Origin of the sequence: Anoxybacillus amylolyticus (assembly GCF_001634285.1) — a bacterium.
GTDB classification, from domain to species: domain Bacteria; phylum Bacillota; class Bacilli; order Bacillales; family Anoxybacillaceae; genus Anoxybacteroides; species Anoxybacteroides amylolyticum.
This window is the reverse complement of record NZ_CP015438.1, coordinates 574,071-591,964: the sequence shown is the minus strand read 5'-3', so window position 1 is coordinate 591,964 and position 17,894 is coordinate 574,071. Positions and strand designations below refer to the sequence as shown.

Sequence of the window (17,894 nt, the reverse complement as noted above, 5' to 3'; positions counted from 1 at the left end):
CGGATAATCTACAACCGAATCATGAACCTAGAAAGGAGTGGGACGTATGCAAATGCAACCACAAACAATGGCACAACAGGCAGTTATGCCACAGCCGCCACAAATCATTTCGACCAAAGATGCTCTTTATTTAACAGACATGATGTCATGGAACTTGTTAGCGATGAAAAAAGCGCACTTTTTTGCGTCGCAATGCCAAGACCAAGAAATCATTTCTGCGATGGAGCGAGCGGGGCAAATGCACCAGCGCCATTATGAGCGCATTTTACAACATTTACAGCAAAATCAACCAACTATACCTCTACAATAAGGAAGGGAAAAAAATGGCGATTCAAAATCAAGAAAAGCAAGTACCGAAAACACCGCAAATGAACGAACGCGATTTTTTGAACGATATGTTGACGACAGAAAAATATATGACCTCTTCGTATAGCACGTTTTTGCATGAAGCAAGCCATCAACAACTATATCAAGATGCACTGCAAATTTTTACAGAAACACAAAACTGTCAGCGAGAACTGTACAATCTTATGTTCCGCAAAGGTTGGTATAAGCTTGAGCCAGCCAATGAACAACAGTTGCAACAAACATACGAACAATTTCAAGGGTACGCGAATCAATTTCCGTATCAACATAACTTGCAATAGACATCTTTCCCCGTACAAATCGTACGGGGAAGCTTGTTAATACCCGTATCCTCCATACGGATAATACGGAGGGTACACAGGATATGGCGGATATGGAGGGTATGGCCTTGGAACACCGTAAAAGAGCGGAGGGATTAACGCACTGCCGAGCAACCCGCCTAATAATCCACCGACAAATGGACCGCCAAAAAACCAGCGTGTTTCATATGGGTGCTGCCGGATCATAAACATTCTCCTTTCATGGATGTCACTTTTTATTCGTTACCAAATCGGATAGTATGGGTACGGATAGCCATAATACGGATAACCGTAAAACGGTGGAATTAACGCACTACCAAGCAATCCCCCTAAAAAACCACCGAAAAATGGACCGCCAAAAAATGGGCGTGGACGCCAAAAGCCGAACCCCCATGGACGCCAAATTCGCGCCTCTCGAAGTAAATGATCATTCATTAGTACATGCCTCCTCGTGTTGTAATGGTTACACTTTATACATATGTAGGACAAACGCGGAGGGCGTGGGCGAATGTCCAATAGAGAAAGAAAAACCGCTACCAAAATAGGCAGCGATTATTAGGAGATCATATGGGCAATTGAGTCAAACAAAATATCGATAGCTGTTTCTAACTGTTCGTCCGTCATCGCCAAGACCGGAATAAACGTTAGCACCGGACCGAGGGGGCGAATGACGAGTCCGCGTTTCCGCGCTTCTAAAATGGTTCGATGCTCAAACTGCTCCGCACGGGCAAACGTTTCTTTTGTTTGGCGGTCTTTGACGATTTCAATGCCGATCATCAATCCTTTTTGGCGAATATCTCCAACGACCGGTAGTTCATACAGCTTTTGTAACTTTGTAGCTAACCATTGCGCTTTTCGCTCGACATCAGCGACGAGCTTTCGTTTTTCCATTAACTCAATGTTTTTGAGCGCGACCGAACAGGAAAGCTGGTTCCCTGTATATGTATGGCCGTGGTAAAATGTTTTGTTTTCGGTAATATCGCCTAAAAACGCTTCATAAATTGCTTCCGTTGTCAGCGTCGCGGCGAGCGGCATATATCCGCCGGTAATCCCTTTGCCAAGGCAAACGATGTCAGGAAGCACATTTTCTTGCTCGCATGCAAACATCGTCCCCGTCCGACCAAATCCGACGGCGACTTCATCGCAAATAAGCAATACCCCGTATTTCCGGCAAAGCATTTCGATGCCTTTTAAAAAGCCTGTCGGATGGGTAATAATGCCTGCTGCCCCTTGCACGAGCGGTTCAACAATCATCGCTGCGATCGATGGATGTTGCTCGGCAAGCACGTTTTCTAGCTGTTGTAAACAGTAACGAACGATTTCTTCTTCATCTCCATATTCGTCCATTCGATAGACGTACGGCGACGGTACTTCGATTCGTTCAAATAAGAGCGGTTGAAAAATGCGGTGGAATAATTCCATGCCGCCAACGCTGACCGCACCGACCGTATCCCCGTGGTACGCTTCTTTTAGCGACACAAATTTCGTTTTCTTTGCGTATCGAACCGGATCAATGTTTTGCCAATATTGATATGCCATTTTTAAGGCGATTTCGACAGCAGCTGCCCCTGTGTCTGAATAAAATACTTTTGCCATCCCCGGCCATAATTCTACTAACTTTTTTGCCAATAAAATGGACGGCACATTCGCTGAGCCGAGCAACGTCGAGTGGGCAATCGTTTCGACTTGTTCATGCAAGGCTTCGTTCAACTCATCGTCGTTATGGCCATGAACGTTTACCCAGAGGGAGGCATAGCCATCTAAATAGCGATTGCCTTCCACATCGAACAAATAGCTACCTTCGCCGCGTTCGATAATCAATGGTTTTTCTTCGATATACGTTTTCATTTGCGTAAACGGATGCCATACGTACTGCTTATCCCATTGTTCTAATTGTTCGTAGCGATACTTCACTCAACTAACCCCCTTAACCATTCGGTTTGTTCTCCTTCTTCTAGCCACGCTTTCGCAAGTGCTTGCAGCGATTGGCGCGAAAGGTCGACGACAGGGAGCGTTGTAAGCAGCGGTACATCCAATAGCCGTTGAAGCGTTCGGACGTTATCGACATGAATGTCGTTTTGGCTGTCCAATTGATTAACGAAAAGCCCGATGATCGGCAATGCGTGGTGCTTTGCATACAAAACAGTAGTAATCGCATGATGAATCGCTCCTAGCCCAGCTAACGACACAATCACAATCGGAAGCCCACAGTCGTGAATCAAATCTTTTGTCATATAAAAACCGTCTTCTGTTTCGATTAGCGGCACGGCAAGCCCGCCCGCTCCTTCGACAAACACGACGTCATATTGCGCAGTTAACTTAGCTAATTCCGCTTGAATCGTTTCCGGGTCAATCGACGTATTCGTTAAACGAGCAGCAAAATGCGGCGACACAGCCGGCTCCATACAATATAAGCTTGCTGCTTTCTGTCCCATTTTCGTTTCGTACCAGTAACGCTCCGCAAAAGAGCAACCATCTTCAGCCAAACCAGTTTGAATTGGTTTATAAATGATTGCTTTCTTTTCCATTTGTTCGACCGCAAACGTTAAAAACGACGTGACGACCGTTTTACCGATGTCCGTCCCCGTTCCAGTGATAAATACCGCTCTCCCCACAATACATCCCCCCTTTGTATTTGTTTTCTATTTTGCCGGAAGGGAGTATCATTGTCAACTGTTTTTGTTATTAGGTTAACATTATAATAAACGCCTCGCGGGGCGCTTTTTATAGTCGGGCCGATAAGTCATAAATGTCGCCATTGCGCTTTTTGACAATTGGATGGAGTGGAAAATGCACGTAATCTTTAAAACCGATGACTTCCCCTAGTTCATGGGTTGGCAGCTGAATCCATTCGCCGACTTTATAGACCCTCGATTTGTCGATAAAAATGCGTAAAATGTTCGGATCAATTTTTTTGCCGCTTTGCTTCCATACTTCTTCGATCGCTTCAAACGACAAGCGGCTTTCCTCTTTGATATAGCCCCCGACTAATTCGTCATATAGTTGGGCAAGCGCAATAATGCGTCCAAATAAGTGAATTTGTTCTTTTTGTTTTTGGCTTGGAAGTCCTGTGCCTGCGTATTCTTCATGGTGGTCGAGAATGCCAAGAATAATGCTTTTTCTTCGGCAGTGCGGCGATGTGGATATAATTTCCACAGATAACCGTAAATGCTCTTTCATCAATTCTCCATTCTGTTTGCCACTATTTAAATAATGAATAAACCGTTCTTTCGACACTGCCGTAAACCCAATATCCGCAAACAACGTCGCCAATGCTAAATCAAGCAGCTCATCATCTCTTAATTCAAGCGCCGTGCCAATCATAATTGAAAGGCACATCGTATTGACACTATGAACCGCAAGCACATCATGATATTGATACATGCGGTGAAAGAGCGATAAAACTGTTTCGTCATTAGCGATCGTATGATTGAGTTGTTCATTCAATTGTTTGATGCGCTGGAACATTCGCGGCGAATCGAACGTTTGGATACATACGTTCCACATCGGCATAAAGACGTTCGGATGAAACGCCTGAAAAAAACGGTCTTGCCCGTCATCAGTGACGGGCTTTTGTTTAGCAAGCTGTTCATCGTACATTTCCATCGAGAGCGGAAGATTAGTATATCGCTGATGAATCGTTAAAAGATGGCGAAACTGTTCGTAAGCTTCTTCCCCATGCTCTTCTTTCCACTGGTGAAATTGTTGTAATTTCTCTTCCGACTCGACAACAAGCAGCGGATAGTCTGCTGGGAAATGCTTACGCAAATGCCCGATTACAGATTCTGTCATTCTTTTATATTTGCGAACAAACAGCAACCCGTCTAGCCGGTAAATTGGATGCAACACGATATCGTTCATGCGTAGTTCACGTACCGTTTTGATTTCATATACAGCGTCCATACATGTGATCCCCTTCAATAGTCCATTTGCCATTTATTATAACGAATGGAGAAAGGAAAAAAAACTACATCGTCCCTTGCTGGGACATGTAACGGGCGATCGTTCGTTCCCTTTTTTCGTATGCTTCTTCTTTTTCCAGTATTTTTGAAAGCATCTTCACCGCTTCTAAAATATAGGTTCCTTTGTTGAGCATAATGCATTGAGCGGTTTGCCCTAGCGATACATCGGAAATTTCCGCACGTGCCGGCAACCCTTTCTTAGCTAAACTTTCCAACACTTGTGTCGCCCAAATCACAGGAATATGCGCCGCACGGCAAAGCGCCAAAATTTCTTGTTGCACAATCGACATATGCTCAAATCCTACTTCAATCGCTAAATCGCCCCTAGCAATCATGACGGCAAAGGATGGCAGTTTCAGCCCTTCCAATAAAATTCGGGCAAGGTTGTGAAGGGCAGCACGCGTTTCGATTTTTGCAACGACGGTTATAGGTGATGCGTCATGTTGCGCTAAAATAGCTTGAAGAGTTGCGACATCTTTTGGAGTGTGAACGAACGACAGTCCAATCATGTCCGCATGTTGGCAAATAAATGGAATATATTCGCGATCTTTCTCCGTCATCGAAGATACGTTTAAATGAATGAACGAATCAGGAAGATTCAGTCCTGCACCTTCCTTTAGCGTTCTCGGCTTTTTGCCAGTAGAAACAACTTTCGCTTCCACGTACTTGTCTGTTACTTGTTGAATAATTGCAAAAATTTTTCCATCATCAATAAAAAGCCGATGTCCGGCACGAACGTTATGAAACGCTTTCGGCAATGTAGTGGTCATTTTAATGGCCACATCGGAAGGAGAAGATTCTAAACTTGCTTCATCAAAATAAATTTTGAGATACGCTCCTTGTTGAACAGGAACTTTCATTGGAACAAGCATGAACGAGCGAACGAATAGATGAGAGTGGGAACAGGTTAAAATGGTTCTCTCTTGTAAATAAGCTGTTTTCTTCAACACAACTTTGGCACAAGTTGGATGAACCATTTCAATTACTTGTAATCCTCTTTTCCGCCCCCGAATATCTTGAAACGACAGTTTGTCTCCAACCGTCAGCACAACTCCTTCTTTCGCCGTTGCTTCGATCACAAACGCTATGCTCGGATCCTCAAGATGTGGAGGTTTGCCGATGGAAAGAAGACCGATAAGCGGCTCTTTCATATGACCAGACTTTGTTTTTTTAACAGCAAGTTTTAATGGACGTTTTTCGTGAACTACTCGCTTGATGCGAATTTTCGGTCCGGGTAAATCCATGTAAATACGACAGCGCTTCTCTCTATTTCCCTTCTGTTTTAGGCGCACCTCCGCTTCGCGAACGCAGTCAATCATTTTCTTCCAGACATCGGGTGTGTCGTACGCACAGTTAATACGAGCAATATCCATACCTCGCAGTAATAGCTGCTCCACCATTTCTGGTTGATGGATCATGCGTCTGTCTAATGTAACCATAATGCGCGTTCGCCTATCACTCCGCGTTTCTCCTAAGGCAATTTTTGCTCGTTCATTCATCAATTTTTCTGCTTGGCGGCAAGTAATGCTGTGGACATTTGTTTCTATAGTAGGGGAAAGATGTAACCAATTCAATAAAAGCGCAAGTCGCGAAAGTACGTGTGACTCGTATCCAACAAGCGATAGTCCTACTTCTTCTAATGCGCGGACGAGCGATTCGGACACTGCCTCTTTCGCACATAAATAAGCGAGTAAATTGTCACGACTCTCTTCATGATACACAAGTGGAAATTTTTTAATTTTTCTTACAGTTCTCTCGATAATCACCTGATACGTGTATTCCAACATTTCGACTAACGTTTTGCTTTGACATCCGTCCATATCTATCTTCACCCCTAGTATAGGATATTCAATGCCACTGGAAAGTATTAAGTAGAAAGAGCTGAGCAAAATTACTGTGATTATAATGTAAATGTCGAAAATCGACGAAACGGTTCTATCTTTTTATGAATATTTTTTTTATAATTTTAGTAAGTCATCATTTATCTTTCGTTTGGAAGTGATAAACATTGCTCCAATCCATCTTATCTAATATATGCATATTGTTATTAATGCATTTATGTATTCAAACGCTTTATTTTCGTGAGGGCGATTGGGAATTTAAAAAAAAAAAGCGAATACAGTGGATCCACATTAGCATCGTTTCACTAGCAACCGTCAGTATGTTTTATATGCCTCTTTTCATCGGTGAGTATCGGTTCGACTTGCGAACCATTCCATTAACCATTTTAGCATGGCTCCACGGACCAAGTTATGCACTCCCAGCACTAGTGATCGCTTCTATTTGGCGATGGCTGATGGGTGGCAGCGGTGCCGTGCCGGGCATTGTGTTTGGACTTATCTTGCCGACCATTTTGGCACTATGTTTTCATCGGTTGGACAGTATGAAACGTTTTACTTATGTTCATAGCTTTTTCGCATTTTCTGCTTTTTGGCTTCTTTCCGATCTGCCCATTATTTTTCTTGTTCCTTCCGGCTGGAAAGTATTCAAGCAGATTGCACTTTTACGTTTTTTCTCTTTTCACTTTGGAGCAACGTTATTGCATTTTTTCATTCGGTTAAGCATCCACCACGTTCAATTAATCCAAAAATTACGTTTTTATGCGGACCATGATCCGCTTACGCATTTGTATAACATGCGTAAATTTGTCGAAGTCGTCAATACAAAACACCGCAGACGTTGTATCGCGATGATTGATGTCGATTTTTTTAAGCGCATCAATGATACGTATGGACATCAAAATGGAGACGAAGTGTTGAAGGGGTTGGCACAGATGATTCAATCGTTTGCTCCTAGTCAAATGATTGCTGGACGATATGGCGGAGAAGAATTTATTGCCTGCATTTCTACGGAAAGTGAGTCAGAAGCAGCAAAATTGCTTAACCGTCTAAGAACAGAGATTGAAAAGCACACGTTCTTTACTGTTGACAACCAGCCGCTCCCATCAATTACCGTATCAATCGGCGTTGCTCCACTCAACTGCGACAACCGCATCGAAAAAGCAATCGAACAAGCGGACCAATATTTATACATTGCTAAGCAAACAGGAAGAAACAAAGTCGTCTGGGAGAAGCAGTAGAGCAAATGAAAGCCCGCTAGCCATATAGTCTAGCGGGTCTAAACTCGTTATGTATGGAGACGGTGGGAGTAAAACTCCTACCCTCAAAACCTTGATTTTTCAAAGTTTATAACCCCTCAATTTTCTTACTGTGCAAAATTCGTGCAAAATTATTTTTGAGTGCAAAAGGCGGATCACTCCGCCTTTTCTTTAGCCAAAATAAGCAATAATTAGAACAATAACGAAGCACACCAGTATCACCACATCACTTGACTTCATCTTTATATGTCCCATACGTACCATCTACCTTTACTTATTTCGCGAGGTGGTTCATCTTCATATGTGATATCACCCTCCCTTTGTTTCTCGAAACTGTATGAAGCAATATCGTTCGATACAACTGTATGCGCTGTATACATTTTAATGTCTTTTCCTCAAGCATTGAACTCAAAGTGAGTGCCACTCTACATTCCCTGCCTCAATAATGATGATGTTCACCCCATCGGTTACTATTTTAACTTTTTCAAGCGATTGAGTTGCGGAAATAAGCACCACTTCCAATATTTCATCAGCATCAAAGTCTTTAACGCAATCTGTTTCAAAATATGTTACATCTTCAAAAACAATGAATCCCTCAATCATTTCAGGATCTTTAGTTTCGTCATAATCAAATTGCTGCCATTTACATAACTCAGTTTCAAGAGATACTCTTTTTGTAGTGGAATCATATTCCACATTATTAATTAAACTCCCATGTAAATTATATCTTTTAAGAAAATCAGATATTCTCATCATTTCTTCCCCCTATTAATCACAATATGCGAAGCTTTTGATCCCTTTGCCACCGGGTTACCATTTATGTCCAAATACATATCATTTTTTCCTGTGGCATTAGGATTATATATATGATAATGATCTTTCCCTTCATAACCACTTGCTCCTGGCGTTGCTGGGTCAAATCTAACTTTTAGACCCGTTACAGGGTCTTTATATTCTCTCATTTTAGTATTTGCTTTCATTCTTGGATCAGTTACATCCTGCCATCCCCTCTTCAATAAATCTTTAGGATTTTCCGGTAAAGATCTAATAACAGAATGTACTGCTTCTCTAGCAAAAAATTGCAAATCAAGCCTCAGCAATACTTTACTCCCCATTTTACTCAGTTTAACACCCTCATTTACAACTTTACCACTTGGAATAAAGCTTAGGGAAGCAATCAATTTATCTATTGTACTAGCATTGCCATCCAATAAAGTTTTAATATCATCCCCAATGATAAAATCAAAGCCTAATTTTGCAATTTCTTTTAAAGATTTCGCCACTTCTTCCCAGGTCGAGTTTTTAGAATGAACCTTGTTTTCCAATGCTTTATATTTATTCTCAATAACCGTTTTTTTATCATAATAATTTTTTTGTTGCAGTGTCTGCTCAATAGCATGATAAGTGTTTTTACCAGCTACGCCGTCTACTGTCAATCCATGTGCTTTTTGAAAGCTTTTCACAGCCTCAACTGTTTGTTTACCGTAAATGCCATCGATCGCTCCAATGTTATACCCTAACCTTTGAAGTTTAGCCTGCAAATCTTTTACTGCTTGTCCCCGACTTCCTTCTCTAAGTGTTTGACCTGTCCAATGATCATTGCTACTGCTTGATGAATTCAATGGGGAAATCGTTGTTTGTGTTTTGACATACTTTTGCAGAGCCTGATAGGTTTGTTTTCCTGCAATTCCGTCAGCTGTGATTCCAACCTTCTTTTGAAATTCCTTCACAGCCTTTTCTGTATTTGCACCATAAATTCCATCAATGTCTCCTGGATTGAATCCAGCTTTATGAAGCCAAGACTGCAATGTTTTTACATAATCATTCTGATCCCCTCTCTTTAGCGTTTGTCCATTCCATAAATAATGGGTATAGTTCGAGGGATAATAGATTCTACCTAATCCATCTACAACGTACATCATTGAGCCCCCCATTTCAAAACTTTATCCACTAATTCCAATAGTAATAAATTTTCGCCAAAATGATTGTCTAATTTTGTATTAAAATAAAAAAATACCCACCCCAAGGGCAGGTATTCACATCACTATTGCGTATCATACGGATTTTTGAAAAATAAAAAACGACCGCGCGTGCAGTCGTTTTTACTCGTATATATGGAGACGGTGGGAGTCGAACCCACGTCCAGAGATATCGCCACTTAAGCATCTACGAGCGTAGTCGGTATATTTCACTTTCGCCGCTTCTTCCGCCTACCGACAGGCCTCCGAGCAGCTAGTCTGATTGGTCTCTTCCCGCGTCCTCAGACGGCGGACTTGGGCGTAGCCCACTTGTTATGAACCCCTAGGCCGCCACATGGGCGATGACGGTAGGAGCTAGCCGCATTAATTAAGCAGCTAAAGCGTAGTTTTCTTTGCCAGTTATCTTTAAGTGACGTTTTGACGAGGACGATCCCCTCGGCTCGCAGCTTAAGCTCGATCTACCCCTGTCGAATCCGTAACGTCCCCGTAGAGAAACGTACGAAATAGCTTAAGCTTCTATAACTGGCTGACATCCTTTATTATAGCACATTTCCGCTGTTTTGCAATTGTAACATACTGGATTTATTTCTGCCGTTCGCGGAAAGCACGTTCGACTTCACGTTGTGCTTCTTTCTTTTTCATATCTTCCCGTTTGTCGTATTTTTTCTTCCCTTTTCCGACACCTAACAACAATTTCGCAAAGCCATCTTTAATATATAGCTTGAGCGGCACGAGCGTATAGCCTTGTTCTTTCGTATAACCGATAAGCTTACTAATTTCGCGGCGATGAAGCAATAGTTTGCGCGTCCGCAGCGGGTCATGGTTGTAACGGTTGCCTTGTTCATACGGGCTAATATGCATATTATGCAAAAACACTTCGCCTTTGTCCACTTTTGCAAATGAATCTTTTAAGTTCACTTTGCCTGCGCGAATCGACTTAATTTCCGTACCTTGTAACACAAGCCCTGCTTCGTACGTTTCTTCGATAAAATAATCGTGATGCGCTTTTTTATTTTGGGCAATGACTTTCCCTTCCCCTTTTGGCATACGTTTCCCTCCCTTCGGACAAGCAATATTTTAGCAAAAATAAGAAGAAAGGAAAAGCCTCACCGGTGGAGGCTTTTCTTATCGTTTTTTCTTTTTCTTCTTTTTCATTTTTGGAATGTCTTCATAAAACTTCGGCTTTTTCTTTTCCTTTTTCGTCGGCCATTTTTCGTCGCTTTTTTTCTTTTTCCGCTTTCCTTCAATAACGACTGGCGAGGCTTTTGCTTTTTGATTGCGCCGTCCTTTCATGCCGACAATTTCAAAGTCGACGATGCGCTCCTCTTTATTCACGTTAATGACACGCACCGTAATTTCGTCGCCGATGCGATATACTTTCCCCGTTCGCTCCCCAATCATCGCATAATGTTGCTCGTCGTAATGATAGTAATCGTCTGTTAAATAGCTGACGTGCACAAGCCCTTCCACCGTGTTCGGCAGCTCGACAAACAAACCAAAATTCGTCACCGAGCTAATAATGCCGTCAAATTCCATGCCGATTTTATCTTCCATAAACTCCGTCTTCTTCAAGTCGTCGGTTTCACGCTCTGCCTCTACCGCACGCCGCTCCATATTCGACGTATGCTCCGCAATTTCCGGAAGCTTCTCCGCCCATTTTTGTTGCGTTTGTTCATCGATTTGTCCGTTAATTAAATAGGTGCGAATAAGGCGATGAACGATTAAGTCTGGGTAGCGACGAATCGGTGACGTGAAATGCGTATAAAATTCGGTTGATAATCCATAGTGACCGAGGCTTTCTGCATCATAACGCGCTTGTTTCATCGACCGAAGCATGACGGTCGAAACGACCATTTCTTCCGGCTCACCACGCACTGCTTCTAGAACTTCTTGCAACGCGCGCGGATGAATTTGGTTTCCTGTTCCTTTAACAATATAACCGAAATTCGTAATAAACTCTAAAAAGCGCTGCAATTTTTCAGGTTTCGGATCTTCATGCACACGATAAATAAACGGAACATTCATCCAATGGAAATGTTCAGCAATCGTTTCGTTCGCTGCTAACATAAATTCTTCGATTAATCGCTCCGCAACCGAACGTTCACGCAACACGACGTCGTACGGCTTGCCATTTTCATCGACGAGCACTTTTGCCTCTTTAAAATCAAAATCAATCGCCCCGCGCTTCATGCGCTTGTTTCGTAAAATATCCGCCAACTCTGCCATTATCTCAAACATCGGCACAAGCGGAGCATACTTTTCTCGAAGCGCCTCGTCTTTATCGACGAGAATGCGGTTCACATCGGAATACGTCATTCTCTCTGTCGTGCGAATGACGCTTTGAAAAATTTCATGGTGGACGACTTCGCCACGGTCGTTAATTTCCATCTCGCACGATAACGTTAGGCGATCCACTTTCGGGTTGAGCGAGCAAATGCCATTGGATAAACGGTGCGGAATCATCGGAATGACGCGATCTACTAAATAAACGCTCGTTCCACGCTCATATGCTTCCCGATCAATCGGTGATCCTTCCGTGACATAATGACTGACGTCGGCAATATGGACGCCAAGTTTATAATGTCCATTCTCGAGCTTCGTCACCGTCACCGCGTCGTCTAAATCTTTCGCGTCTTCCCCGTCGATCGTGACAATCATCTCATTGCGCAAATCGCGACGCCCTTCTAAATCTTCTTCGGAAATCGTATCGGGAATGCTGTTGGCGTGGGCGATGACGTCTTCCGGAAATTGTAGCGGCAAGCCGTGCTTATGAATGATCGATAAAATATCGACGCCCGGATCGTTTTTATGGCCGAGAATTTTAATAACTTCCCCTTCTGCGCTAATGCGTCCTTCTGGATACGTCGTTAAGCGGACAACGACTTTGTGCCCTTCGACTGCGCCATTTGCCGCATGTTTCGGAATAAAAATATCGTTGACGATTTTTTTGTCGTCCGGAATGACGAAGCCGAAGTTTTTGCTTTCTGTATACGTTCCGACGATTTCCGTTACGCCGCGCTCAATAATGCGGACGATCGTTCCTTCTTTACGAGCGCCTGTCGGGTGTGCATTAACACGTACAAGCACCGTATCGCCATGCATCGCATTTTTTAATTCCGATGGCGGAATGAAAATATCATCAAGCGTCGGGTCTTCTGGCACAACAAATGCGAACCCTTTCGCATGCCCTGTCACTTTGCCGCGAATTAAGTTCATTTTTTCTGGCAATCCGTACCGGTTACTTCTTGTGCGGATAATCAATCCTTCTTCTTCAAGCGCAACGAGCGTTTTGACAAGCTCTTTAAATTCGGCTGCTTCCGTAATGTGGAACGCTTCTTCCAGTTCCTGAACAGTGAGTGGTTTATACGCTTCATCGCGCATAAAGGCTAATAATTTTTCTTTCATACAATTCCTCCTTTCGAGGATTACCAATCTAATGACTCTAAAAACGCATAAATGTCTTCGTGAAGCTGGTCCTTTTCTTTATCGAGCGTAATGACGTGGCCGGATTCCTCATACCATTTGATTTGTTTCACTGGAGATTCGACGCCGTTATAAATAATATTTGCACTATCTGGATTAATCATGTCATCATGACGCGCTTGCACAACAAATACAGGCGCATAAATAAAATCGAGATGATCGCGCACATCGGCAATGAGTTGTTGCAACGCTTTGAGCGTTTGCATCGGTGTTTTCGCAAATTCCGCCATTTCCTGCTCGATTTGTTCCTCATCTTTTCCTTCTCGCTTTTTATATTCGCGGGCATACGCTAAAACTCCTTCATACATCGTCTGCTCACTTTTGATATACATCGGTGCGCACATCGGCACGATGCCCACAACAGGAACAGTATAGCCAAGTTTTAACGAAAACACACCGCCAAGCGATAACCCTACAACGGCGATTTTATCATGGGTTTGTTTTAAATATTCGTAAGCGTTCATCACGTCTTGCCACCAATCTTCTGGACCGGTATGAACAAGTTCTTCTGGCGGCACGCCATGTCCTTTGTAAATCGGGGCATGGCACGTATAGCCTTTTGCTTGCAAAAAACGGCCGAGCATGCGCACATCGGCGGAATTTCCTGTAAATCCATGCAATAACAATACCGCGCGTTCGCCCGCTTCAAACGTAAACGGTTTTGGTGGAATCATCTTCATCACACATGTCTCCTTTCTTTCCAACAGAAAAGGCAGCCCTGTATGGATGGACCGCCCTTTTTCCACGTTTTACAGTTGAAAATACGTCACCGCAATCGCTAAAACGAAAAATAATACGGCTAAAACAACGGTAATTCGGTGCAGCACGGCATCTAACCCGCGCGCTTTTTGTTTTCCGAATAATTGCTCTGCACCGCCTGTAATCGCGCCCGAAAGCCCTGCGCTCCGGCCAGATTGCAATAAAACAACAACAATCATCCCAAGCGATACAATCACTAACAACGTGACAAGCAACGCATGCATGTCCAACACCTCCACCCACGCACATCACAATAGTTTTATTTTAACATACACGAACAAATTTGTACAATATAGCAAAAGGATGTCCCGCCACTTCGGAACACCCTCTTCGTTTACCTTACTTCTTTAAGTTATAGAAAGACTTGATTCCTTGGTATACCGCTGTGTCGCCTAATTGATCTTCAATGCGAAGCAATTGATTGTATTTCGCGACGCGGTCGGTGCGTGAAGGAGCGCCTGTCTTAATTTGGCCAGCGTTTGTTGCCACCGCGATGTCGGCGATTGTGCTATCTTCTGTTTCACCAGAACGGTGAGAGATAACCGCTGTATAGCCTGCGCGTTTTGCCATTTCGATTGCTTCGAATGTTTCTGTTAACGTACCGATTTGGTTCACTTTAATTAAGATCGAGTTCCCGACACCTTGTTCAATACCTTGCGCTAATTTTTTCGTGTTCGTTACGAACAAGTCGTCACCAACAAGTTGTACTTTTTTGCCAAGGCGCTCTGTCAATAATTTATGACCAGCCCAGTCGTTTTCGTCTAAACCATCTTCGATCGAGATGATCGGATATTTATTGACAAGCTCTTCATACCAAGCGACCATTTCTTCTGACGTTTTTACCACGCCTTCTCCTTCTAAATGGTATTTGCCTGTTTCTTTGTTGTAAAGCTCAGAGGAAGCAACGTCCATCGCAAGCATCACTTCTGTACCTGGTTTGTAGCCTGCTTTTTCGATCGCTTCGATAATTGTTTCAAGCGCTTCTTCGTTTGATTTTAAGTTTGGCGCGAATCCACCTTCATCACCAACCGCTGTATTGTAGCCTTTTGCTTTTAAGACAGATTTTAGGCTATGGAAAATTTCTGCCCCCATGCGAAGCGCTTCACGGAAGTTTGGCGCGCCAACCGGCATAATCATAAATTCTTGAATGTCCACGTTGTTGTCCGCATGCGCACCGCCGTTTAAAATGTTCATCATTGGAACAGGCAACGTTTTTGCGTTAAAGCCGCCTAAGTATTGGTACAATGGCATTTCTAAGTAGTCAGCCGCTGCGCGCGCTACCGCCATCGAAACGCCTAAAATCGCGTTTGCCCCTAATTTTCCTTTGTTTTCTGTACCGTCTAGCTCGATTAACGTTTTGTCAATACCGACTTGGTCTGTCACATCAAACCCGATAATCGCTGGAGCGATCACTTCGTTGACGTTTGCAACCGCTTTTAGTACGCCTTTGCCAAGGTAGCGGCCTTTATCGCCATCGCGCAATTCGACCGCTTCATATTCTCCAGTGGATGCACCGCTTGGCACTAATGCGCGGCCGAATGCACCCGATTCTGTGTAAACTTCTACCTCTACTGTCGGATTCCCGCGGGAATCTAATACTTCACGAGCATATACATCAACAATTGTTGGCATCTTTCATCTCTCCTTTTCTTATTTCACAATTAACGTTTTTCCAGTCATTTCTTTTGGTTGTTGTAATCCTAACAAATCAAGCATCGTCGGTGCTAAGTCCCCTAAAATGCCATCTTCCCGAAGCGTAATGCCTTTTTTCGTCACAATGACTGGCACTGGGTTTGTCGTATGCGCCGTATTCGGGCTGCCATCTGGATTTGTCACTTCATCCGCATTGCCGTGGTCAGCCGTAATAATCGCGATGCCGCCTTTCGCAACAATCGCATCAACGACTTTCCCTAAACATTCATCAACTGCTTCGACCGCTTTAATCGTCGGCTCTAGCATTCCGGAATGCCCGACCATGTCAGGGTTTGCGTAGTTTAAAATAATCGCATCAAACTTGTCTGCTTCAATTTCTTTCAGTAAAGCGTCAGTTACTTCGTATGCGCTCATTTCTGGCTTTAAGTCGTAGGTTGCTACTTTCGGCGAATCGATTAAAATGCGCTCTTCACCCGGGAATTTTTCTTCACGGCCGCCGCTCATAAAGAATGTGACGTGCGGATATTTTTCCGTTTCGGCAATGCGAAGCTGCGTTAAGCCGTTTTGCGACAATACTTCCCCCAGTGTATTGTCAAGGTTCGTTGGCTTAAACGCCACGTACCCTTTTACTGTTTCACTAAAATGCGTTAAGCATACGAAGAACAAGTTTTTCGGATGTTTCGGTCCGCGGTCGAACGAACGGAAATCATCGTTTGTAAACGTGTTCGAAATTTGAATCGCCCGGTCTGGACGGAAATTGTAAAAAATGATCGCATCTTCATCTTGAATCGTCGCCACCGGCGTTCCGTCTTCGCGAACGATGACCGATGGCAAGACGAACTCATCGTAAATGCCGTGGGCATACGAATCATCAATGCATTCAAGCGGATCGCGGTATGTCGGCCCTTCGCCATATACCATCGCGCGGTACGCTTTTTCGACGCGCTCCCATCGTTTGTCGCGATCCATGGAATAATAGCGACCAGACAATGTCGCAATTTCTCCGACGCCAATTTGTACAATTTGTTCATTGAGTTGCTTAATATACGTTTTCGCCGTTTGTGGACCGACATCACGGCCGTCTAAAAAGCCATGAATATAGACGCGTTTCACGCCTTCTTTTGCCGCTAGTTTTAACAAGGCGTACAAATGGTTGATATGGCTATGGACGCCACCATCAGAAAGAAGCCCGAAAATGTGCAAATTCGTTCCTTTTTCCTTCACGTAATTCATCGCTGCTAAAAACGTTTCGTTCCGCTCAAATTCGCCTTCACGAATGGCGATATTGACGCGTGTTAAGCTTTGGTAGACGATACGTCCTGCTCCAATATTTAAATGACCGACTTCCGAGTTTCCCATTTGCCCTTCTGGAAGCCCGACCGCTTCGCCGCACGCTGTCAATGTCGCATGTGGATATTCGTTCCAATAACGATCAAAGTTCGGCTTTTTCGCTTGCGCAACGGCATTGCCAAACGTTTCCTCACGAAGCCCAAACCCGTCTAAAATAATTAACGCAACTGGTTGTTTGCTCATTTTCCTGCCTCCACGAGTTGTAAAAACGATTGTGGTTCTAAGCTCGCGCCACCGACTAGTGCACCGTCAATATGTTCTTGCGCTAAAAACTCTTGAATATTAGACGGCTTCACGCTACCGCCGTATTGAATGCGAACCGCATCCGCTGCTTGTGGCGAAAATTTGTTGGCAATTACTTGGCGAATGTGACCACATACGTTATTGGCATCTTCTGCTGTCGACGATTTGCCCGTGCCGATTGCCCAAATCGGTTCATAGGCGATGACCACTTGCTTCACTTGTTCCTCTGTTAAGCCATCGAGTGCTTTTTCGACTTGTGTGCCAACGATTTCGTTTGTGCGGTCACTTTCCCGTTCTTCTAGCGTTTCGCCGCAGCAAACAATCGGAATAAGCCCATGTTGAAACGCGGCAAGCACTTTTTTATTTACTGTTTCGTCTGTTTCCGCAAACATTTCACGCCGTTCCGAATGTCCGATAATGACGTACTCCACCCCGATGTCTTTTAACGCCACGGGACTGATTTCACCTGTAAACGCTCCTTGATCGGCAAAATGCATATTTTGTGCCCCGATTTTTAAATCTGTTCCGTGTGTTTCCTCGACGAGCCGTTCTAAAAAGAGCGCTGGAGCACAAACGACCGAGTCTACTTGCTTCGAAGAAGGAATCGCATGTTTTACTTCTGCAACAAACTGGAGCGCTTCTTTTAACGTTTTGTGCATTTTCCAGTTCCCTGCAATAATCGGCTTTCGCATCGCTTTCAACC

General features: G+C 43.7%; 18 protein-coding genes and 1 other RNA gene. 3 read left to right on the top strand and 16 right to left on the bottom strand.

What is annotated here, in order from left to right; all coding sequences use genetic code 11:
* Window positions 1–46 precede the first annotated feature (46 nt).
* Window positions 47–310, top strand: coding sequence for a hypothetical protein (locus tag GFC30_RS02940; RefSeq protein WP_066322835.1), 264 nt, complete (start codon window positions 47–49; stop codon window positions 308–310).
* A gap of 13 nt (window positions 311–323) precedes the next feature.
* Window positions 324–647, top strand: coding sequence for a spore coat protein (locus GFC30_RS02935; protein ID WP_066322834.1), 324 nt, complete (start codon window positions 324–326; stop codon window positions 645–647).
* A gap of 36 nt (window positions 648–683) precedes the next feature.
* On the opposite strand, the gene GFC30_RS02930 is transcribed toward GFC30_RS02935, so the two are convergent.
* The 6 genes from GFC30_RS02930 to GFC30_RS02905 form a co-directional block, all read right to left on the bottom strand.
* Window positions 684–872 (bottom strand): hypothetical protein, encoded by a 189-nt coding sequence (locus tag GFC30_RS02930; RefSeq protein WP_066322833.1) that lies wholly within the window; start codon window positions 870–872, stop codon window positions 684–686.
* A gap of 36 nt (window positions 873–908) precedes the next feature.
* Window positions 909–1,100 carry a hypothetical protein gene (locus tag GFC30_RS02925; protein ID WP_066322832.1) on the bottom strand — a complete coding sequence of 64 codons (192 nt, stop codon included), beginning with the start codon at window positions 1,098–1,100 and terminating at the stop codon, window positions 909–911.
* A gap of 120 nt (window positions 1,101–1,220) precedes the next feature.
* Window positions 1,221–2,579: an adenosylmethionine--8-amino-7-oxononanoate transaminase gene (gene bioA, locus GFC30_RS02920; RefSeq protein ID WP_066322831.1), complete on the bottom strand. Its 1,359-nt coding sequence runs from the start codon at window positions 2,577–2,579 to the stop codon at window positions 1,221–1,223.
* Window positions 2,576–3,280: a dethiobiotin synthase gene (bioD, locus tag GFC30_RS02915; RefSeq protein WP_066322830.1), complete on the bottom strand. Its 705-nt coding sequence runs from the start codon at window positions 3,278–3,280 to the stop codon at window positions 2,576–2,578. The genes bioA and bioD overlap by 4 nt, the downstream gene beginning before the upstream one ends.
* A gap of 109 nt (window positions 3,281–3,389) precedes the next feature.
* Window positions 3,390–4,568 (bottom strand): HD-GYP domain-containing protein, encoded by a 1,179-nt coding sequence (locus GFC30_RS02910; RefSeq protein WP_066322829.1) that lies wholly within the window; start codon window positions 4,566–4,568, stop codon window positions 3,390–3,392.
* 64 nt (window positions 4,569–4,632) lie between these two features.
* Window positions 4,633–6,447: a pyruvate kinase gene (locus tag GFC30_RS02905; protein ID WP_066322828.1), complete on the bottom strand. Its 1,815-nt coding sequence runs from the start codon at window positions 6,445–6,447 to the stop codon at window positions 4,633–4,635.
* Between the two features lie 188 nt (window positions 6,448–6,635).
* On the opposite strand from GFC30_RS02905, the gene GFC30_RS02900 reads away from it, so the two are divergent.
* Window positions 6,636–7,706, top strand: a complete 1,071-nt coding sequence (locus tag GFC30_RS02900) for a GGDEF domain-containing protein (RefSeq protein WP_066322827.1) — start codon at window positions 6,636–6,638, stop codon at window positions 7,704–7,706.
* A gap of 426 nt (window positions 7,707–8,132) precedes the next feature.
* On the opposite strand, the gene GFC30_RS17400 is transcribed toward GFC30_RS02900, so the two are convergent.
* The 10 genes from GFC30_RS17400 to tpiA all read right to left on the bottom strand — a co-directional run bounded on the left by GFC30_RS17400 (window position 8,133) and on the right by tpiA (window position 17,883).
* Window positions 8,133–8,480 carry a hypothetical protein gene (locus GFC30_RS17400; protein WP_231578564.1) on the bottom strand — a complete coding sequence of 116 codons (348 nt, stop codon included), beginning with the start codon at window positions 8,478–8,480 and terminating at the stop codon, window positions 8,133–8,135.
* On the bottom strand, window positions 8,477–9,646 hold the full coding sequence (locus tag GFC30_RS02890; protein ID WP_066322826.1) for a peptidoglycan-binding domain-containing protein: 1,170 nt from the start codon (window positions 9,644–9,646) through the stop codon (window positions 8,477–8,479). Before GFC30_RS02890 ends, GFC30_RS17400 begins: the two co-directional genes overlap by 4 nt.
* Window positions 9,647–9,836: 190 nt before the next feature.
* Window positions 9,837–10,189: a transfer-messenger RNA gene (gene ssrA, locus GFC30_RS02885) on the bottom strand.
* 96 nt (window positions 10,190–10,285) lie between these two features.
* Window positions 10,286–10,750 carry an SsrA-binding protein SmpB gene (gene smpB / locus GFC30_RS02880; RefSeq protein ID WP_066322825.1) on the bottom strand — a complete coding sequence of 155 codons (465 nt, stop codon included), beginning with the start codon at window positions 10,748–10,750 and terminating at the stop codon, window positions 10,286–10,288.
* 78 nt (window positions 10,751–10,828) lie between these two features.
* A complete protein-coding gene (gene rnr, locus GFC30_RS02875) occupies window positions 10,829–13,108 on the bottom strand; it encodes a ribonuclease R (RefSeq protein ID WP_066322824.1) in 2,280 nt (759 codons plus the stop codon).
* Window positions 13,109–13,128: 20 nt separating this feature from the next.
* Window positions 13,129–13,866, bottom strand: coding sequence for an alpha/beta hydrolase (locus GFC30_RS02870; RefSeq protein WP_066322823.1), 738 nt, complete (start codon window positions 13,864–13,866; stop codon window positions 13,129–13,131).
* A 69-nt stretch (window positions 13,867–13,935) separates the two neighbouring features.
* Entirely contained in the window at window positions 13,936–14,169 is a 234-nt protein-coding gene (gene secG / locus GFC30_RS02865; RefSeq protein ID WP_066322822.1) for a preprotein translocase subunit SecG, read from the bottom strand.
* Between the two features lie 115 nt (window positions 14,170–14,284).
* On the bottom strand, window positions 14,285–15,577 hold the full coding sequence (gene eno, locus GFC30_RS02860) for a phosphopyruvate hydratase (protein ID WP_066322821.1): 1,293 nt from the start codon (window positions 15,575–15,577) through the stop codon (window positions 14,285–14,287).
* Window positions 15,578–15,595: 18 nt separating this feature from the next.
* Window positions 15,596–17,131 carry a 2,3-bisphosphoglycerate-independent phosphoglycerate mutase gene (gene gpmI / locus GFC30_RS02855; protein WP_066322820.1) on the bottom strand — a complete coding sequence of 512 codons (1,536 nt, stop codon included), beginning with the start codon at window positions 17,129–17,131 and terminating at the stop codon, window positions 15,596–15,598.
* Window positions 17,128–17,883 (bottom strand): triose-phosphate isomerase, encoded by a 756-nt coding sequence (tpiA, locus tag GFC30_RS02850; protein WP_066322819.1) that lies wholly within the window; start codon window positions 17,881–17,883, stop codon window positions 17,128–17,130. The genes gpmI and tpiA overlap by 4 nt, the downstream gene beginning before the upstream one ends.
* Between the last annotated feature and the right edge of the window lie 11 nt (window positions 17,884–17,894).

What these genes read in the sequence shown, in the direction of transcription:
- GFC30_RS02940 (WP_066322835.1), top strand. Translation starts at nt 47, where the DNA reads ATGCAAATGCAACCACAAACAATGGCACAACAGGCAGTTATGCCACAG.
- GFC30_RS02935 (WP_066322834.1), top strand. Translation starts at nt 324, where the DNA reads ATGGCGATTCAAAATCAAGAAAAGCAAGTACCGAAAACACCGCAAATG.
- GFC30_RS02930 (WP_066322833.1), bottom strand. Translation starts at nt 872, where the DNA reads ATGATCCGGCAGCACCCATATGAAACACGCTGGTTTTTTGGCGGTCCA.
- GFC30_RS02925 (WP_066322832.1), bottom strand. Translation starts at nt 1,100, where the DNA reads ATGAATGATCATTTACTTCGAGAGGCGCGAATTTGGCGTCCATGGGGG.
- GFC30_RS02910 (WP_066322829.1), bottom strand. Translation starts at nt 4,568, where the DNA reads ATGGACGCTGTATATGAAATCAAAACGGTACGTGAACTACGCATGAAC.
- GFC30_RS02905 (WP_066322828.1), bottom strand. Translation starts at nt 6,447, where the DNA reads ATGGACGGATGTCAAAGCAAAACGTTAGTCGAAATGTTGGAATACACG.
- GFC30_RS17400 (WP_231578564.1), bottom strand. Translation starts at nt 8,480, where the DNA reads ATGATGAGAATATCTGATTTTCTTAAAAGATATAATTTACATGGGAGT.
- GFC30_RS02890 (WP_066322826.1), bottom strand. Translation starts at nt 9,646, where the DNA reads ATGATGTACGTTGTAGATGGATTAGGTAGAATCTATTATCCCTCGAAC.
- smpB (WP_066322825.1), bottom strand. Translation starts at nt 10,750, where the DNA reads ATGCCAAAAGGGGAAGGGAAAGTCATTGCCCAAAATAAAAAAGCGCAT.
- rnr (WP_066322824.1), bottom strand. Translation starts at nt 13,108, where the DNA reads ATGAAAGAAAAATTATTAGCCTTTATGCGCGATGAAGCGTATAAACCA.
- GFC30_RS02870 (WP_066322823.1), bottom strand. Translation starts at nt 13,866, where the DNA reads ATGAAGATGATTCCACCAAAACCGTTTACGTTTGAAGCGGGCGAACGC.
- secG (WP_066322822.1), bottom strand. Translation starts at nt 14,169, where the DNA reads ATGCATGCGTTGCTTGTCACGTTGTTAGTGATTGTATCGCTTGGGATG.
- eno (WP_066322821.1), bottom strand. Translation starts at nt 15,577, where the DNA reads ATGCCAACAATTGTTGATGTATATGCTCGTGAAGTATTAGATTCCCGC.
- gpmI (WP_066322820.1), bottom strand. Translation starts at nt 17,131, where the DNA reads ATGAGCAAACAACCAGTTGCGTTAATTATTTTAGACGGGTTTGGGCTT.
- tpiA (WP_066322819.1), bottom strand. Translation starts at nt 17,883, where the DNA reads ATGCGAAAGCCGATTATTGCAGGGAACTGGAAAATGCACAAAACGTTA.